Below are 18070 nucleotides of genomic sequence, written 5' to 3' on the forward strand. Positions count from 1 at the left end.
AGCCTGATCGCATCCAGGTTGCCGATTTGGTGCTGGACTTGGCGCGCCGGCGCGCAACGCGCGCTGGCCAACGCATCAATCTCATCAGCAAGGAGTTCGCGTTGCTTGAGCTCCTGGCCCGTCGCCACGGGGAGGTCCTTCCACGTTCTCTGATCGCGTCGCAGGTATGGGACATGAATTTCGACAGCGATAGCAACGTCATCGATGTAGCCATCCGCCGTCTCCGCGCGAAGATAGACGATGCGTTCAATCCGAAGCTCATTCACGCCGTGCGTGGAATGGGATACTGAGGTTGCCCCCGAATTTCGGAGTTCATAGCTCAACCCGGAGAATGCCGGTATGGAGCATGAGATGAATGAAGTGAAAAGCAGAGGGAAGTACACCCTGGAGTTCAAGCAGGAGGCCGTCAGGCAGGTGAAGGGTGGACGGGCAGCGTCGGTGGTGGCCAAGACGCTGAGGATGCCCAAGGCCAGTCTGACGAACTGGGTCAGGGCCGATGCCAAAGGCCAGTTGGGGATGTCCGCAGAAGGTAAACCCGTGGCGATGGTGACCCCCGAGCAGGGGGAGATCGCTCGGCTGCGAGCGGAACTGGCACGGGTAAAGATGGAGCGCGACATCGCAAAAAAAGCCGCGGCGTACTTTGCACAGGACGTGTTGCAAGGTACGCCTGGATCAGGTCGATGAAGAGACGTTGGCCGATCACGCTGATGTGCGAGGTTCTGGAGGTCAGCCCCAGCGGGTACTTCAGCTGGCAAGCATCTGGGCGCGGGCCTGGACAAGGCCCCAGGCGCAGTCTTGGCGATGAGGCAGTGCTGGCGCACATCCGGGCCATCCACGCGCAGTTGCGTGGCGAATACGGCTGGCCGCGCATGCGCAAGGAACTGCTGTCGCGAGGCCATCGGGTGGGCAAGGAGCGGGTTCGGCAGTTGATGCAGCGCCACGGTATCCGGGCCAAGGGGCGCAGGAAGTTCGTGGTGACCACGGACAGCAAACATCGCCTGGACGCCCTTGCCCGCCAACTTCGCATGCCAACAACTGCGGCTGCCTGAAAACGGAATTGTTCAGGGCGGACTAGGTAATGGGTCACGCTGTTTGGCGTGCCAGCTGGCACGCGACGGAATTGCATCATGGGAAGTGGACGTCAACGCGGAGAGCATCCTTGGGGTAATCAGTGCGATGGTTTCGAGCCCAACGATTCAGGAGCACCGAACATCACGCCGCCTGCGACCGGCGAGCAGTCTGGGCATTCAGCGCAAAACCGACCAATGCAATGATGAGGATCACGGCTTGCGCTAAGGTGGTCTCTGCCGACGGATAAATCCCAAGCACTTCGATGCGTGGCCAATGGATCGGGCTGGCGCTCAGCCAACCGGCTTCTTGAAGACCCGCAACTCCCTTGCCCGCAAGCACTACAGCGAGGACAGCGACCAGAATCGAGCTGAGGCTGAAGAACTTTCCAATCGGCATACGGGCGCTGGTGCGCAGCATGAGCCATGCGAGGATAGTCAGGGCGGCCACCCCGCTCAGCAGTCCGCCGAGCAATGCACCGTTATTGCCGTCACCGGCCAAGGCCGAGTAGAAGAGCACCGTCTCGAAAACCTCGCGGTAGACGGCGATGAACGCCAGCGCGAACAACGCCCATGCCGAGCGGCGCGTCATGGCTGCGGAGAGCTTCTCCTTCAGATATGCCTGCCATTTACCGGCGGTGCTCTTCTGGTGCATCCAGAGGCCGACACTCAGCAGAACAATAGCAGCGAAGAGTGATGACACCCCTTCGGTCACCTCGCGGCTGGCGCCGCTGATGCTCACGAAGTAGGTTGCCATGGCCCAGGTCAAGCCTCCGCACGCGAGCGCCGTAAGCCAACCTCCATGGACGTAGGCCAGAACATCGCGCCGTTCGGCTTTCTTCAGGAATGCGAGCATGCCGACGACGATCAACAGCGCCTCCACGCCTTCGCGCAGCAGGATGGTGATCGAGGCAATGAAGGTGGTCAGTGGCTCGGCTTTGTCCGCCCCCAATTCGGTATCGACTTGGGCAAAAAGGTAGTCCAGCTTTTGGGCCGTGGCGTCGGCTTGCTCCAGCTTGCCACTGGCAAGTGCGCCGCGGTAGGCCAGCATGGCGTTTTCCACTTCAGTGAGAAGCGCCTGGTTGCGCGCGCGCAATGCCGGTTCCAGTGGTTCAAAACCATCCAGGTAGGCGGACAAACCCAAGCGCGTCGCGTTGGCCTGGTCGCCTGCGCGCGCTGCGGCAAGGCTCTCCTGAAGCCGTGCGCGGGCCAACCCCAGCCCGCCCGTGCCGTTGGCGGTGACGGTCACTTCTGGATGGCTGCGGACGTAGGCGGTCAGGTCGCGCGCCGCGTCGGGTGGCATCCGTTCGGACAAGGCGGCCTCGGTCAATGTGGCAGCGGCCGCCAGGTCGGGAAAGACGGCTTTGGCGGTGGCGTCTCGGCCCCAGGATTCTTCACCGCGCGCCCGCATGGCGTCGTCGTGCGACAGCGTTCCGGCGAAAAATGCCAATGCCCACCGATCCTCGTCGGAGAGCGTGGCGAAACTGGGCATCGACGTGCCGGCGACGCCTTGAGAAATGACTTGGTAGAGCGCGAGCACGCTGCGCGAGCGTGCCCGGCCGCGATCGGTGAACGCGATCGGCGGCGGGGTCAGCTTTGCGCCGAGCGGGCCATCGCCCCGGCCAGTCGCCCCGTGGCATGCCGCGCAGTTGGCTTCAAACAGCACCTTGGCGCGCGTGAGATCCGGCGGCGTGGAGGGGGAAAGCGGGAACGGGTACGCCTTGACCAGTGCCGCCGCCAGTGAATGGGCACTGTCGGCCACTGTCTTCGCGTCGGCCTTGGCTGCGATGAGTTCGCTCAGTGCCGTGGCCTGGCGTTTCAGTTCGGGAAGTGCAGGCGTGCTCGGCAATGTGGCGATCTGCTGCCCCGCTGTCGCGGCGAACTCCTTCATTTCTTCGTATTCGCTGGCACTTTGAACCTTGCCATCCCGCACAGCGCCGCCGTAATCGACCGCTAGGTAGTCCAGCAATTGCCAGGTTTGCTTAGCCTTGTCTTGCGTAGCCAGAGGATCGGCATGCGCGACAGAGATGACCATGAACCAAGAGAACAGAACGGCTGAGAGTATGCGCAGGGCTTGCATGAGGGCCTTACCGGCAGAAAGTTCGCATCACAAATGCGAATGATTATAATTCATTGTTCTTGCGGGCCGCCAGCATCAGGGAGCTGGCGGGGCCTGTTGTTATGGCATGATCGGCTCGGCCCACTGGTCACTTGACGGGAGCAGTTGCTTCCTGCGCATCACATGCGCATCCCGACAGCCCTTGCAGAATTCCGCACGCTTCGACAGGTCTGGCACCGGAACATGCATCGCGCAAATCGGCCAGCTGGTGTTCCAGCTCGCGCAGCGCTTCAATCCGTGATTTCACCTCCCGGATGCGCTCATCGAGAAGAAGGTTGACTTCACCGCAATCCTGCGCAGGCCGATCCCGGTAGCTCAGCAAAGTTCGCACGTCGCTCAATGGCATGTCCAGCGAACGGCAGCGAAGTATGAATTGCAAGCGCTCCACATGCGCCTCTCCATACAAGCGGAAGTTCCCCTGGCTGCGGCGAGCCTGCGGCAGCAGCCCCTCTCGCTCGTAATAGCGGATCGTCACCACCGGACAGGCAGTGCGTTTGGCAAGTTCTCCGATCTGGAGGTTCATGGTGCGGATTGGGATAAAAGGAAAAAGGACTTGACTCTATAGTAACTATAGAGTGTTAAATCATCAACCTCAGATCTACACAAGAGGAGTTGCCATGAGTGAATGTGGCTCCAAGGGATGTGGCTGCTCTACCGTTGTGGTGCCCAACCCGAAACCGAACATCGTCGAAGCAGCGTTGCCGCAGGTGCGCTACCGCATCGAGAACATGGATTGCCCGACCGAGGAAGCGTTGATTCGCGACAAACTCGGAAAGGTGCAGGGCGTGAGCAGCCTTGAATTCAATCTGGTGCAGAGAACACTGGGAGTCAGCCATCAGCTTGCCTCGTTGCGCCCTATCGAAGACGCGTTATCGGCCATCGGGATGCGAGCGGTTCGGATGGATGAGAAGGCAGCCCAGCAAAGTACCTGGTTATCCATCCAGCAGATGGACTGCCCCACCGAGGAGGCATTGATCCGCGGCAAGCTTGCCGGCGTGCCAGGCGTTGCGAATCTTGAATTCAACCTCGTCCAGCGCAGGCTGCACGTCGCACATACACCCGACGCACTTCCCAATGTGCTTGCAGCCCTGAAATCGCTCGGCTTCGACGCCGAGGTGCGCACTTCTTCGGCCCCTTCGGCAGCCGAGGCGCAAGCGCCTGCACGCACAAACTGGTGGCCGCTGGCAGTGTCAGGCGTCACCGCAACGCTGGCCGAGGTTGTGTACTGGCTCAACGGCGGCAACCACTGGGTCGTGGTCGCGCTGGCCGTGGTGGCCATCCTCACTGGCGGCCTCACGACTTACAAGAAGGGCTGGATTGCGCTCAGGAACCGCAACCTGAACATGAATGCGTTGATGTCCATTGCGGTCACTGGGGCCATGCTCATAGGCCATTGGCCCGAGGCGGCTATGGTGATGGTGCTGTTCGCACTAGCCGAGGTGATCGAGGCCAAGTCCTTGGATCGGGCTCGCAATGCCATCCGTGGCTTGATGGACCTCGCGCCGGATACCGCATTGGTTCAACAAGCGGACGGCAGTTGGGCTGCGGTGGACGCCAACGCCGTGCCCGTGGGCAGCCGTGTTCGCGTCAAACCTGGTGAGCGCATTGCCCTCGATGGGCTGATCGTCGAAGGCCGCTCCTCCGTCAATCAGGCGCCGATCACTGGTGAGAGCCTTCCGGTAGACAAGGCTGAGGGCGATTCCGTGTTTGCAGGCACGATCAATGGGGAGGGTTCGTTTGAATTCCGCGTCACCGCTGCCGCCAGCGCATCGACATTGGCCCGCATCATTCATGCCGTTGAAGCGGCTCAGGGAAGCCGCGCGCCGACGCAGCGTTTCGTCGATCAGTTTGCGCGGCTGTATACGCCTATCGTATTTGCGGTAGCCCTTGCCGTGGCGCTTGTGCCTCCGCTGGTATTCGGCGTGCCGTGGCTGGACTGGATCTACAAGGCGCTGGTTCTATTGGTCATCGCTTGTCCTTGTGCTCTGGTGATCTCCACGCCGGTGAGCATTGTGAGCGGTCTGGCTGCTGCCGCACGGCACGGCATCCTGATCAAGGGTGGCGTCTATCTGGAAGAGGGGCACAAGCTCAAATGGCTGGCCCTGGACAAAACGGGCACGATCACACACGGCAAGCCAGCGCAGACTGATTTCGCTGCATGGGGCAACGCCGATCCTGATGCGTCCAGATTGCTGGCCGCCAGCCTCGCAGCCCGTTCAGACCACCCAGTGTCCTTGGCAGTGGCCCGTGCAGCCGTCAACGATGGGTTGACACCGCGTGATGTAGCCGATTTCGCAGCGCTGCCTGGGCGCGGGGTTCGTGGCGACATCAACGGGCAGATCTATCACCTGGGTAACCACTGCCTGGTCGAGGAACTGGGCATGTGTTCGCCAGATCTGGAGTCCAGGGTGTCTGCGCTTGAAGCCGAGGGCAAAACCGTAGTGATGTTGACGGGACAGGAAGGAGTGCGGGCGCTCTTCGCAGTGGCTGACACGGTGAAGGACAGCAGCCGCCAGGCCATTGCCGAACTGCACCGACTGGGCATCAAAGCCATTATGTTGACCGGTGACAACCCGCACACTGCCGCTGCCATTGCCAGTCAGGTCGGCATTGACCGCAGTCGTGGCAATCTGCTGCCCGAAGACAAACTGCATGAAGTGGAGCGACTGTCGGCGGACGGGAAAACTGGCATGGTGGGCGATGGCATCAACGATGCCCCGGCGCTCGCGCGTGCGGACATCGGCTTTGCAATGGGGGCGGCGGGAACCGATACGGCCATCGAAACCGCCGACGTTGCGTTGATGGATGACGACCTGCGCAAGCTGCCGACATTCGTGCGACTGTCCAGTGCAACAGCTAGCGTTTTGAAGCAGAACATCGCCCTCGCGCTGGGCATCAAGGCGGTGTTCCTGATTCTGACTTTCACCGGGCAAGCCACGATGTGGATGGCGGTGTTTGCCGACATGGGGGCCAGTCTGCTGGTGGTCGGCAACGGGTTGAGGCTGTTGCGCCGATGAACTGGAAAGCCATTCTTTACGATTGGGGTGGCTTGAATAGCGCTCTGTTTCAGCTCGTCTACGAGGCCACGCCGCCGATTTTGATACCGCTGGCCTGGATCTTCAGCAACGTCCTGGGCAACTACTGGACTGCGCCCCTAGTGATGCTCGGACTGTGGGCATGGTCAAGATCAACGGCAGCAGCCGATCACGCCTTGGCAATTCGGCGGCAGCTTCTTCAATTCGTGATCGGCTTCGGCATCGCGATTGCAATAGCCTCCATCTTGAAATTTTGGCTCGATTTTCCGCGACCGGCAGCGGTATTTGGCCATTTGAATCACGTGCTTGGCACAGTGGAGGAGCACTATAGCCTGCCGAGCGGTCATTCCACTTACGCCGCACTTGTTGCCGGGGCGTTGTGGCCGCTGACAGGTGTACGCCACCGATTGGCGTTAGTTGCTTATGTCGTTCTGGTCGGCTGGTCGCGCATTGCTGCGGGCATGCACTTTCCCGCCGACGTGCTGGCCGGCTGGGGCATCGCCTCCGGCAGCCTTGCGCTTGCTGGTTCGCTGTTGACGATGCTGGCGAGTGCCTGGAGGCTGACGAGGCTGCGGGCAATTGGAATCTGGTACGGCTTGGCTGCCGCAGTGCTATTTGGCGATCAGGTCGCAAAGGCCGCCGTCTCGCTTTTTTTCGGCTATGGCGATCAAGTCGCTGTAACCCCTTTCTTCAATCTCGTCCACTTGAAGAACAACGGCGCCGCATTCAGCCTGCTGGCTGGTGCTGGTAGCTGGGCGCGTTTCGGTTTTGCCGCGCTTGCGCTGGGAGTCTCAATCTGGCTGATCCGCCTATTGCGTCAAGGAGTATCTAAATGGGAAGGCGTGGGTTATAGCCTGATCTTAGGTGGCGCGCTGGGTAACGCAGTTGACCGCCTGTTGCGAGGGGCTGTAGTCGATTTCCTCGATTTCCATTGGCACGGAGCGCATTGGCCCGCTTTCAATTTGGCTGACGTTGCAATATCCCTTGGCGCGATCTGCTTGCTTTCGGCCACCATGCACCAAGGAAAACGGGATGTCGCCGTAAGCGGACAAATTCCTATGAAAACTCCATAGTCGGATACAAGTCAAGGAATATGAGGCGCGTATCGGGTGTGATCGACACATAACTCAGGAGCCAGAAAGACTGATTTGGAGAATGCCGCTGGTGACCTTTCGATGGGATCGCTTGCTGAGCCAACGTCGGAGCCAGCAGTTGGTCTCCATAAGAGGAGGGTGAGTATCCGCTACATTAAGGACTGTCCGCTCCTGCCGATTTCGAAGGGCGCTGACAGCTTTCGCCGCTACGTCTTCGATTCACTGCAGGAGGTGCGTGACATGACGGCCGACTGGCTACACCGATACAACCACCATCGACCCCATGAAGCCCTCGGCCGAATCCCACCGGTCGAGTACCGTGTCAAACTGTTCCCCAATCTCTACTTCTGAGTGGCTCAGGTATTTGAGGGGACTTCAATGTTGACCCTCATTGCTTTCATGAAGTCCGCTTCCTGTGGTCTCACACAACAGGGATAAGTAGGGATTATTCGGCGGCGTTTCTAAGAAAAGCAGGCTTGAATCTTCCAAAAGGTATCCGTGCAGGTGACGGGACTTTCTAGGCCCGGTGACTTTACAGGTCCAGATATTCAGGCCGTTCGGCTGCTTGCGATGCAGTTGCAGCCTCTCGAAGCGCTTTTGTATCCACTGCCAGTCTTGCTGGCTCTCCTGCTTAGCCTGCGCGCCGACTTGCGGGTGCTCTTGCGCATAGCGCTGGAAGACCCCGGGACTGACCAGGTAGGTCGTGCCGCTCACCGTATGCACGAGCGCTTTTGCGTCGTTGATGATGAGTCGGCGGGACAAGATGCCCTGTTTCAGCCACGCCATGAAGTGCTCCCCGGATGGATGCGCTATCGAGGGCGCTGGCGCAGGCGACGACGGCAGTGACGCGGGCAAGGTTGGTATTTCGGGACGTGCGGCAGGCACCTGCTCTGAGAGCACTGCCGCGTCCTGCCCGATCGCGGGTAAGTCGCCGATACCCACCATCGAAAGCATGTCTTCCATCACGTCCGGCAAGGTTTGGAACTTGGACGAAGGAGCTGAAGATGAACGACCTCCTTCCCCTGGTGGATCTTCTTGGCCTTCCGGGGCGGCCAGCGGGCCGGCCGTCGAAATGGTGGTGAACACGTCAGCCTCTTTGTCCGTGGGCGCCACGTCGATCGCCACCGTGCCGGGGAACGGTGCCGGCCGCTCACGCGGCTCCCAGATCAGCGTGGGCGTTAGACGCAACAAGGTGAACGAGTGGGACCAGCCAGTCGTGCTGGTCACAGTCGCGCGCCAGACCGCCTTGCCGTCGGACGTCGGCTGCAACATGCCGTGATCCTGCAGGACGTTGAACACCGCGGTGTTGTTCGCTGGAATGCCGTCGATACCCTGAGACAGCAGGTGCGCACGCAGCTTGTCCGAGACTGTCTTGCTCACCAGCCACAGGGCATCCTCGGTGAGCCAGCCATCGGAGGCTTCCGGCTGGTTCAGTTTCAACTGTTCCTTGAGCAGGTAGCGCAACCCGTCGAGCAGCTTGCGCTGCAGCGCGTGCTTGGGCGCAGCCATGGCGCGGGCCGGATCGCCGCCCAGTTCCTGGGCCACCGAAGCCCGGTCGGCCTGCACGACAAGTTCGCCCAGCACGCCGGCGTGCTCGTACTGGCCGGCCAGGACGTAGAGCAGCGGTCCCCACAGGTCGGGATAGCCACTGAGCCAGTCCAGGGCATCACGGTCGAGGAGTTGGCGGTAGAGCAAACCTGTCGCGGCGCTGTGAAGCCGATATTCCCGATCGTCGCGGTAGCGGAAGCGGTATGGCTGGTGCAGCGGGCCGTGCCAGGGGTGCCACAGCGAGCCGTCGGCCAGTTCGACGTGCAGATCGACGGCGATCTTGCCGATGTCGTGCAGCAGCGCGGCATAGGCGACCGCGGCAGTCCAGGCTTCAGACTGCGCCGCCTGGTCTTCGGGACTGGCGCCAATCGGCAGCAGATGGGACTGCCGCAGTTTCAGGCTGTAGGCGACGATTTCCAGGCCGTGGTCCAGCATGCCGCCCGGGTAGGCATGGTGATGCGCCTCGGAGGCCGGGAAGGCCTGGACCAGCTCGGCGTAGCGCTCCAGGGGCGCCCGGTACAAGGTGGCGAACTGCTTACGTGAGAGCGACGTGCGCTGCCAGATGTGCTCCAGCAGCTTCTGCCGGCGCGGGGTGGCCAGCAGCGATGCGGCCGACTCGGGCCGCATCAACCCTTTCGGGAGGTCGGTGACCGATGGTGGCGTCGGAGCGGCAGCGACCGCGGGCCGTTTTCGCTGGAACAGAGAAAGCATGCGGGTGTCCTGTCGGGGGCCGAGCGGGAGGCCTTTTTGCCTTTTGGGGATAGAGCCTTTCCCCTTGCACTCCATTCCCTTGCCATTTCGACCCTTTGCGGCCTTTGGGTATAGAGCAACGGGTCCTGATCGTCCATCGCCAATGTGGGTTGCGGCAGGGCCGGATTGATGCAGGAAGGCTGGCTGTTCACGCCCTACGATGGGCCAATTCTTGGACCGGGAGAGCGCCATGAGGCTTCACATTGACAAAGTAAGGAAATTTCCTTACCATGCGGGTATCGCAATCAGGAGAGCCGCCATGCCTGCCATCCACGAAGTCGCCACGTTGACCTCCAAGGGCCAGGTCACGCTGCCCAAGCCTATCCGGCAGGCGCTGGGCGTTGATGCCGGCGGCAAGCTCGCGTTCGATCTGCGGGGCAGCGAAGTCGTCGTCACCCGTGTCGATGCCGAGCACGAGGACCCCGCCATCGGCGCGTTCCTGAGCCTGCTGGCCCGCGACATCGAAGCTGGCCGGAACGTCCAAGGCCTGCCCGAGGATCTGGCCCGCGCCATGCTGGAGCATGCTGGCCATGGCGTGAACCTGGACGAGGAGATCGACGGGGAAGTGGAACTCTGATGCAACGGCATGGCTGGACGCTGCTCTTCCACGACTGCGTGATTGAGCCGTTGCAGAAACTGCAAGCGGCCGCGAGGCGCGCGCAGGAGAACGACCCGAAAGGCTTCGAGTCCAATGCCAACGTCAAGCTGTTCCGGGCCTTGAGCCAGTTGATGTTGGAAGTAGTGCCAGGCGATCCGGCACGCGACGAGTACCGTCAGGGCAATACCTTGGGATCGGCCCACCGCCACTGGCGAAGGGCCAAAATCGGAAGGCGGTTCCGGCTGTTCTTCCGGTACGACTCGAAGGCGAAGGTCATCGTGTACGCCTGGGTCAACGATGAACAGACCCTGCGGTCTTCGGGTAGCAAGTCGGACCCGTATGTCGTCTTCGAGAAGATGCTCGGACGCGGGAACCCGCCAGACGACTGGCACGCGCTGATACAGGCAAGCAAGCAGGATTGGAGCAAACTGGAATAGGCATCCCTCAGTAGCAGGAGACGACCATGACCACCACGACCCGCATCAGTACCGCAGAACGACTCGGCCGCGCCTTGGGTCGCGGATGGCGTGCCTACGTGCGCGGCGAACGCCGGGTATCGAGCTGGTTGGTGTCCAAGGGGATGCCGGCGGCCGGTGCCACCGCGCTCGTGTGGGTGGTCAAGCTGGTTGCGCTCGGGGTGCTGCTGTACACCACCTTCTGGCTGGCAGTATTACTACTGCTGGGCGTTGCGGCGGCATGGATGGCTGGCAATTCGGCTAGAGATGACGACCGCTGGGCGCAACAGGATGAACTGCGCAATGGCGAGGCGGGCTTTGGCCTGTATTCTTCCAATGGCCAGCGGCTCGACCCTCACGACCCGAACGATCCGTTCGATGACTGAGATTTGGCCTGTCCGTCACAGAACCTTGCCGGCTACCTTGTTTGCACCTGACCCGGCGCTATCACGCGCTTCCTTGGAGCCGACAGCAAGGTTCTGAGCAATCACCCCAGCCTTAACTCCGACCCACCCCAAGGCAGCGACCCAAAACGTCGGCAGGACCAGAAACATCGTGCCCGTGACGAACATCAGGAGCATGTCACCGAAGGCGTTGTTCAGTCCTACCAACGGGTCGAAATTGGTGTGCGGCCGGTTCCAGCCGAACCCCCAGCCATAAAGTGCGTCCAGGATCGTCGAATCGATCCAGCGCGCAAGCTGAAACCAGAAGTCCGTGAAGAACAGCGCGAACTGCACGACGCTGACCGTGACGACCGTCTTCAGGTCATAGGTGCCCACAACCAGCACGAGCGGGATGCAGATGACCAGCGCCATCTTGAGCAAGGCGAGCACCATGGGCAGGGCCTGTCTCACAACGTCCATGGCGGGAAATGCCGCAAGCGCGCCGACTGCCATCCCAACGTCTCCCGTGGCCCGCGTCACGATGTTCGGCAAGGTCTTGTCGATCTGGCCGCCGTAGTCCGTATAGACGCTGCCCTGGTTCAACTTCTGCTGCCTCGGCGACGCGATGGTGCGGATCACCGAGTCGTCCACCTCGGCCCGGCTCAGGAACCCGGCCCAGCCCGCCAGCCGATTGAGCAGGCTCGGGTCCACCTGTCCCAGCAGGCGTGCCCGCAGGCCATTGCTGCCATCAGCCCACCATTGCCTGCAGGTCGGGTAGCCACCGCCACTGGATACCTGAGCCAGCCCGGCGTCGCGGTTGCTGTCATAGGGCCAGTCATCGCGCGGCGTGCTGGAACGGTACGTGTCGTAGTAGCCGTTCGTGTCGGTGAAGAACCGCGATCCGATCCAGGTCACGTCGTGCATCTGCTGCTCATCGAGCTGAGGGCGCTGCATGAACAATTTGGCCCGTGCAGGCCCATAGCAATCCCGCGAGAAATCCGCTACTTCCTGAGCCAGCACCGGGTCATCGATGCGCGTGGCGTCGATCTCCATGCGCATCTGCCGCAGGTCCGTGCCACACGGGATCGCCGCCACCGAGGCGCTCGTGACGGCGCGCGAGAGTGCATGCATGAACGCCCACCAGACGGGCACCTTCGCCGACTGGTTGTTGATGGTGCTGAAGGACTGCGACCAGCCGGTATCCGTGGGCTGCGGCACGCTGACCTGGCACTGGGCCGAGCGCGAGCTGTCGTACTGGATGGTGTTCAGGTCCACGTCGATGAACGGAATGCCGGCGAACATCACCACCACGATGGCGACGAAGACCCGGTTCTCGATGCGGGCGGCGCTCAGCACGCCTTTATTGCCCTCGTCGGCACCTTCCGCACGGGCCTTCAACCACTCCTGCACGATGATGGCGACGAAAGGCAGCGCGAATACCCCGCTGGATACCAGCACCGCCCAGATGCCGTTGTTGACGATCCAGGACACCAGCGTCAGGTAGTACTCCAGGTAGTCGGTCGTGAAAAGCGTCATCGCGCCATCTCCCCTCAACCGGCCTGCATCAGCAGGCTGGCTTCCAGCGCCACGATGGCGACGACGCCCGCGACCTCGGTGCGCACCAGGCGGCGCCGCGCCTGGGCGTCGTCCTCACGTACCAGCAGCCGGCGCCGCATCCAGACCCAGCCATAGGCCGTCGCCCCGTACAGGCACAACCGCCACACGAAGAAGTAGCCCGATGCGGCCGCGAGCCACCGCTCCCAGCCGGCCACGCTCCCGACCAGGTAGATGCCGGCGACGTTGGCCCCCACCGCAGCGGCGACGATCACCACCGCCCACAGCAGTGCTTTCGCCGCGCGCCGGCTGAACAGCCAGCGCAAGGGGCGCCAGGTCATGCGCATTGCGCTCATGGCCTGACTCCCGGATTGCCCTTCTGCAACTGGTCGAGGCGGTCGGGCACCGGATCGCCCTCGTAGATGCCGCGCGAGCCGGCCGCGCGCGTACCATGGCGCTGGATGATCGCCATCGGCGAGTTGTTCGCCAGCTCGCGGCGCAGCTCCAGCTCCGTTTTCAGGTTGCGGATCTCCCGGTCGAGCGTGTCGCTCTCGTGGTTCACAGCCTCGACCGCCAACTCGTTGGCCGCCACGTTGGGCTCCTTCTTTCCCGTGAGCAGCGTGCGCTGGAGCAACAAGGCCTTCTCCAGCACCGACGACAGCGCCACCTCGGACGCAAGGCGCCGCGCCAGCAGGTCCTGGTCCGGCTCGTCGCGCAGCGCCTCGATGACGCCGCGCGTGATCGGCAGCGACGTGCTGCCGGCCTCGCGCAAGTTCTCGAAGGTGGTGTTGCGCACGCCGGAAACCAGTTCCTGCAAGACTTCCAGTTTGGCTTCGTACTCCTCCTGGATCAGCGGCGTCAGCCCGACGCCGGGCACCGTCTCGGTCTTGGTGCAGGAATCGCACGTGCGCTGCACCTGTTCCCCGAGGACCCGGGTGGCCCATTCGGTCGCCTGCTGCGGCGACGTCCAGGTCTGGCAGGACAGGCTCGCGCAACTGGCGGGCGCGATGGAGGATGTGTCCGTCACGCCGCGCCCGTTGACCAGGTTGTAGCCCGCGCGGGTGACGTCGCCGACCACCCGAATGGCGGACTGGCCTGCGCCACCGGCATTGCTGCCGCCCACCCAGGGAACGCCGTCGTTGCCGCGGCGCGTCTCAGCCTGCTCGACGGCCGAAACGGCATCGTTGCTGCCAACCGCGTCACGCAGGGCCATGCCTTCGGCCATCTGGCTCCAGCCAAGCTGGCCGCCCGCCGTCTCGGCCATCTTCTCGGCCATCGCGCGGCACGTCAGCTTGGAGCGGTCGAAGTCCAGCCGCGCCTGCAGCACGCCGTTGGTCAGCAGGTTGTACAGGCCGGGATCGGCGCGCTGAATGATCAGCGCCGGCAGGGACGCCACCGCGCTGGTGGCGCTCTGGATCACGTTGCTCATGATCTGCTGGAAGCCGTTCGTGATGCCGTTGAGCTGGTTGCGCAGCGTGGTCTGGATGCTCATGTCGCCGCAGATCAGGTTGCTGTTCCACCCCAAGCCGACCCCGATGGAGCGCATGCCAGCCGCGCGGCCCATGGACACCGCGCTGCCGCCTCCGATCGAGTACATGACGTCATCGCCAATGACGGGGCCGCTGTTCTGGTATCCGACCTGCGCCCACGCCAGGCCGCAGACCAGAGCGAGCGTGCCGGCCAGCGCCGTCGGGCGCAGCAAGTAGCACGCCTTGGCGGAAAGGTTCATCGGTTCAGGACGCTTCATCGTGGCACCTCTCAAGAAACAGAACAGAAGACAGCCGCGCTCACGTGGCCATCCCGACAGGGTTGAGCTGGAATCCCATGGCAGCAGCGCGACGTTTGAGAGCGGCGATGCTGCGCTCGCGCTGCAGCTCTTCGTAACGCCGCTGGCCCTCGTCGACGAAGGCCTCGCCGCGGGTCAGCATGAAGTACACCAGCCGCGCCAGCTTGTGGGCCGTGGCAGTGTTGGCCTTGGGCTTGTCCATCCGAGAGCACAGCCGGCGGTAGAAGGCCCCCAGCGCCGAGTCGCTGTGCGACAGGCTCATGGCCGACATCTTCAACGCCTGGCGCACCCGGTTGGCCGAGCGTTTGGTCCGCGCCGAGATCACCTTGCCCCCGCTGATCTTGGTGGCCGGACACAGCCCCAGCCACGAGCAGAAGTGCTTGACGTTGGCAAAGCGGCTCAGGTCGGCACCTATCTCGCTGAGGATCTTCATCACCGAGTCCAGCCCCAGCCCGTTGATGCGCGTCAGGTCTGCACCAGCCCAGTTGGCCAACTGCTGGCGCGCGTCGTACTGCGCCCGCGCCTTGCTTCCCGCGCGCGGTGTCTTGCCGATGTCCACGATGGCCTCCGAGCGCTCGGTCAGCAACTCCCCCAGCTTGGTGTCGCACTCGGCCAGGTGGCCGGCGATATCGTCATACATCGCCAGCGCCTGCTTGAGCACGAACAGGTGCTCCTCACGCCAGTTGCCCGTGAGCGCACGCACAATCTCCTGCTCGCTGGCCTTCACGCGCCGGTGCCGGTGTCTGGCCAGCACCCCGGCATCACGCTCACCCGCCACGATGTCGCGGATGATGGCCTGGCCGGTCTGGCCCATCACGTCGGTGATCACCTCGGTGAGCTGGATGTTCATCTGCACCAGCGCCTTTTGCATGCGCTGCACCCAACTGGCCTGCTGCGTGAGCAGGACCTCGCGCTGGCGCGCCACCGCCCGGATCACCCGTACATCGCTGCCAGGGCGGAAAGCCGCGCGCAGCAGCCCGTAGCTCATCAGCCGCTGCAGCCACTGGCAGTCCTGCACGTCGCTCTTGCGCCCGGGCACGTACTTCACCTGCCGCGCATCGACCAGCCATACCGCCAGCCCGCGCTGCTCCAGCACCTCGTACACCGGGATCCAGTACACCCCCGTGGACTCCAGCGCCACCACATCCACCCCGCACTCAAGCAGCCAATCTGCCAGGGCATGCAGATCGTCGGTCATCGTGCCCACCTCACGCACCGGCACATCCGTGCTGTGCGTCGGCACCGCCACCCAGTGGCTCGATGCCCCTACATCTATCCCCGCCGCATTGGCAAACACCAGATCTTCTCGCTTGCGTATCGCCATGATTTGCTCCACCATCGTTGCTGAACGGCAGAGCCACGGGAAACGTCGAAATCGACTCGATCTCTCAAACGGGATGCGGCTCGCGCCGCTCACCAATGTCACCGACGATTCCCAGACCATGCTCAGAGACGGGCTCACACCAAGGCGACGGCTATCGCCGTGGGCTTGCACCAATGACTTGTCGGTCATCTCGGCTCTGCCGTTCACCTTGTACCTCATGGACCCGTCGTTTCTTGCAGGACACCTGCCGCGCGCGCGGGGTTGGGTTGCTCAGAGGAAATCGACGCTGCCCAGGAACACCTGCCCGCGGCGTTCGCAGCAGGCATACGGCCGCCACAGCGCCCAGGCGTAGTCGCCTTGCTGGGCCTGGGTCAGCGTGCCGCTGTGGGGGAAGACCACGCAGGTGTTCGACAGACGAGGGGTCAGCTCCTGCCACTTCCCGGTGGAGGTATCGCCTTCGACCAGCGCCCCGGCCGGCCAGTAGCCGTCACGGGCGTTGGCGAGCAGTGGCTGGTACACGTGCAACTGCCCGCGGCGCGTGACGACATCGCCCGCGCGCTGGGCCACCACCGCCCCGGATTTGTGGTCGTCGGTCTGGTGCAGGAAGCCACCGCGTGGATAGACATTGCCCCAGAGGTTCATCGTGGTGCGCGCACCGACCTCACGCATGCCCGGAATCAACGCCTCCGGGTAGGCCATCTCGGGCACGTTGTAGCGCCAGGCCAGCGTGTCCAGGGTGCTGAGCAGATACGGCATGAAGGCCGTGCCCGCGCCTTGGCAGAAGTAGCCGGAGGACGAGGCGAACTGGTTGAACACCTCGCCGCCGGGATGGCCGATAACATCGCTGTTCTTGAATTTGGCGAGGTTGTTTTCATGATCCTCGTTCGTGGTGCCGTCCCCGCCGGCCTGGGCCGAAGGATTGGGCGTGCTCATGGCGCGCACTTCAACCCAGGGGTTCTCGCCGGTGTTCGAGTACGACGACACCACTGCATCGGGGATGTAGTGCCTGACCTTGACGGAGGTACGCACCGTGCAGCCGGTCCAGGTGCAATAGAGCCAGTAGCAGATACCCACCACCCGGTATTCCAGGCAATCGGGCGAAGCCACTGAACCCACGATGGTTGCCGTGTTCAGGGCGTAGCTGCCCGTGGCGCTAAGCAGCAGCACGGACGCGACAGCAGCTCGCATGCGGCGCAGAAGGTCGAATGGGGGGATCACGGTTCGGTCCTCCGGTGCTGTTCGATCCGCGCGATGGCGCGGGCCACGTCCGGCTCGCCATAGACCACATAGCGCTGGTCCACCACGACGGCCGGGACGGCGGTGATGCCCAGGCTCCATGCGTCCGTCACGCCCTGGTAGGCCGTCGCGATGCGCCGCTGAAGGTCAGTGCCTCCCTGGGTCAGCCGACGCTTGACCAGGGCTGTCGCCTGGTCGGGGTCGGTGGGCAGATTCGCCGAAAGCTCGGCCTCGATGCGCGGCGCTTCATCCAGCTCGATCAGCCGTTCGCCGCCCATGGTCTTGACCGGGTGGTGGCCGTCGGTGACGACCACCACGTCGGCGGCGAAGGTGACCGGGCTGAACACCGCCAGGGACGCCGGCAGCGCCACGGCCAGGCCAAGGGTTCGCCAGCCTGGTGCGAACCGGGTAAAAGCTGCTGGCATGTCATGCGCCCCGGAAGTTGATCAGGGCCATAGTCAAACGCCGAACCCCATGCGGTCCCAACAAACAATGCGCATCGCGGCCACCCCGCATACCTGCTTGTGTCGCCGCGAAGAAAAAGCGGAGGCCGAAGCCTCCGCGCTGATCAACGAAGCAGTGCAACACTTACAGCAGGCCGGACTCCGCAAAGGAGAACGGGGCACCCTGGCCGACGATGATGTGGTCCAGTACCCGCACATCGATGAGCGCCAGCGCGGCCTGCAGTTGCTGGGTCAGCACGCGATCCGCGATCGACGGCTCGGACATGCCCGAGGGGTGCTGATGTGCGAAGACCACCGCAGCGGCATTCAATTCCAGCACACGCTGTACGACGACACGCGGATAGACCGAAGTCGAGTTGATCGTGCCCCTGAACAACGGCTCGTAGGCCAGCACCTGATGCATGCTGTCAAGGAATACAGCGACGAATATTTCGTTGGGCTCGGCCACCAGCTTCACGTGCAGGTAGTCGCGCACGGCCGTGGGGTCGAGGAGTTTCGGACCCGCTTTGAAAACCCGCTTCTCCAGCAGTGCAATGGCTTGCTGGATGATCCAGTCCTCGTGCTGGGCAGCGATGGCGGAAAGCGACTCCAGGCAGGAGTCATTGACGACGAAAGACATGGCGAACCTCCAAATGGTGAGATCGGAGGGCGCGCGCC

Annotated in this window: 17 protein-coding genes and 1 pseudogene; 8 read left to right on the forward strand and 10 right to left on the reverse strand. The window is 63.0% G+C overall.

Annotated elements, in window-relative coordinates; all coding sequences use genetic code 11:
* A partial coding sequence (locus QZ709_RS08800) for a winged helix-turn-helix domain-containing protein (RefSeq protein WP_294636910.1) occupies positions 1-290 on the forward strand: 290 nt, incomplete at its 5' end.
* Positions 291-351: 61 nt separating this feature from the next.
* Positions 352-995, forward strand: a pseudogene (locus QZ709_RS08805) (IS3 family transposase); the annotation flags it as partial.
* A 217-nt stretch (positions 996-1212) separates the two neighbouring features.
* Here QZ709_RS08805 and QZ709_RS08810 read toward each other — a convergent pair.
* Both QZ709_RS08810 and cadR read right to left on the reverse strand, forming a co-directional pair.
* Positions 1213-3147, reverse strand: a complete 1935-nt coding sequence (locus tag QZ709_RS08810; protein WP_011804659.1) for a cytochrome c/FTR1 family iron permease — start codon at positions 3145-3147, stop codon at positions 1213-1215.
* A 127-nt stretch (positions 3148-3274) separates the two neighbouring features.
* On the reverse strand, positions 3275-3709 hold the full coding sequence (cadR, locus tag QZ709_RS08815; RefSeq protein WP_011804660.1) for a Cd(II)/Pb(II)-responsive transcriptional regulator: 435 nt from the start codon (positions 3707-3709) through the stop codon (positions 3275-3277).
* Positions 3710-3803: 94 nt separating this feature from the next.
* Here cadR and QZ709_RS08820 point away from each other — a divergent pair, with 94 nt between their 5' ends.
* The 3 genes from QZ709_RS08820 to QZ709_RS21305 all read left to right on the forward strand — a co-directional run bounded on the left by QZ709_RS08820 (position 3804) and on the right by QZ709_RS21305 (position 7666).
* On the forward strand, positions 3804-6203 hold the full coding sequence (locus QZ709_RS08820; protein WP_294636911.1) for a heavy metal translocating P-type ATPase: 2400 nt from the start codon (positions 3804-3806) through the stop codon (positions 6201-6203).
* Positions 6200-7294, forward strand: a complete 1095-nt coding sequence (lspA, locus tag QZ709_RS08825) for a signal peptidase II (RefSeq protein ID WP_009518528.1) — start codon at positions 6200-6202, stop codon at positions 7292-7294. The genes QZ709_RS08820 and lspA overlap by 4 nt, the downstream gene beginning before the upstream one ends.
* Positions 7295-7396: 102 nt before the next feature.
* Positions 7397-7666 carry an integrase core domain-containing protein gene (locus tag QZ709_RS21305; RefSeq protein WP_041835936.1) on the forward strand — a complete coding sequence of 90 codons (270 nt, stop codon included), beginning with the start codon at positions 7397-7399 and terminating at the stop codon, positions 7664-7666.
* A 24-nt stretch (positions 7667-7690) separates the two neighbouring features.
* Here the strand turns inward: QZ709_RS21305 and mobH are convergent, their stop codons facing one another.
* Positions 7691-9574 (reverse strand): MobH family relaxase, encoded by a 1884-nt coding sequence (mobH, locus tag QZ709_RS08830; protein WP_009518527.1) that lies wholly within the window; start codon positions 9572-9574, stop codon positions 7691-7693.
* 298 nt (positions 9575-9872) lie between these two features.
* On the opposite strand from mobH, the gene QZ709_RS08835 reads away from it, so the two are divergent.
* Genes QZ709_RS08835 through QZ709_RS08845 form a run of 3 tightly spaced genes read left to right on the forward strand, consistent with a single transcriptional unit; the run spans position 9873 to position 11052 of the window.
* The gene (locus QZ709_RS08835; RefSeq protein WP_038204260.1) at positions 9873-10190 is read left to right on the forward strand and encodes a type II toxin-antitoxin system PrlF family antitoxin; all 318 of its coding nucleotides are present in this window, start codon (positions 9873-9875) and stop codon (positions 10188-10190) included.
* Positions 10190-10648, forward strand: a complete 459-nt coding sequence (locus QZ709_RS08840) for a type II toxin-antitoxin system YhaV family toxin (protein WP_011804662.1) — start codon at positions 10190-10192, stop codon at positions 10646-10648. Before QZ709_RS08835 ends, QZ709_RS08840 begins: the two co-directional genes overlap by 1 nt.
* A 26-nt stretch (positions 10649-10674) precedes the next feature.
* Positions 10675-11052 (forward strand): DUF3742 family protein, encoded by a 378-nt coding sequence (locus QZ709_RS08845; RefSeq protein ID WP_011804663.1) that lies wholly within the window; start codon positions 10675-10677, stop codon positions 11050-11052.
* Between the two features lie 15 nt (positions 11053-11067).
* Here the strand turns inward: QZ709_RS08845 and QZ709_RS08850 are convergent, their stop codons facing one another.
* The 7 genes from QZ709_RS08850 to radC all read right to left on the reverse strand — a co-directional run bounded on the left by QZ709_RS08850 (position 11068) and on the right by radC (position 18032).
* On the reverse strand, positions 11068-12585 hold the full coding sequence (locus QZ709_RS08850) for a conjugal transfer protein TraG N-terminal domain-containing protein (protein ID WP_011804664.1): 1518 nt from the start codon (positions 12583-12585) through the stop codon (positions 11068-11070).
* A gap of 14 nt (positions 12586-12599) precedes the next feature.
* Positions 12600-12959: a hypothetical protein gene (locus tag QZ709_RS08855; protein ID WP_009518522.1), complete on the reverse strand. Its 360-nt coding sequence runs from the start codon at positions 12957-12959 to the stop codon at positions 12600-12602.
* Positions 12956-14350, reverse strand: coding sequence for an integrating conjugative element protein (locus tag QZ709_RS08860; protein ID WP_009518521.1), 1395 nt, complete (start codon positions 14348-14350; stop codon positions 12956-12958). The genes QZ709_RS08855 and QZ709_RS08860 overlap by 4 nt, the downstream gene beginning before the upstream one ends.
* Positions 14351-14390: 40 nt before the next feature.
* Positions 14391-15713 carry an IS110 family transposase gene (locus QZ709_RS08865; RefSeq protein ID WP_294636912.1) on the reverse strand — a complete coding sequence of 441 codons (1323 nt, stop codon included), beginning with the start codon at positions 15711-15713 and terminating at the stop codon, positions 14391-14393.
* A gap of 270 nt (positions 15714-15983) precedes the next feature.
* On the reverse strand, positions 15984-16931 hold the full coding sequence (locus QZ709_RS08870; RefSeq protein WP_023108457.1) for a TIGR03756 family integrating conjugative element protein: 948 nt from the start codon (positions 16929-16931) through the stop codon (positions 15984-15986).
* Positions 16928-17374, reverse strand: coding sequence for a TIGR03757 family integrating conjugative element protein (locus tag QZ709_RS08875; protein WP_009518519.1), 447 nt, complete (start codon positions 17372-17374; stop codon positions 16928-16930). Before QZ709_RS08875 ends, QZ709_RS08870 begins: the two co-directional genes overlap by 4 nt.
* 163 nt (positions 17375-17537) lie before the next feature.
* Positions 17538-18032 (reverse strand): DNA repair protein RadC, encoded by a 495-nt coding sequence (radC, locus tag QZ709_RS08880; protein WP_009518518.1) that lies wholly within the window; start codon positions 18030-18032, stop codon positions 17538-17540.
* Between the last annotated feature and the right edge of the window lie 38 nt (positions 18033-18070).

Origin of the sequence: uncultured Aquabacterium sp., from assembly GCF_913773725.1 — a bacterium.
In the GTDB taxonomy this organism is placed as follows: Bacteria; Pseudomonadota; Gammaproteobacteria; order Burkholderiales; family Burkholderiaceae_C; genus Aquabacterium.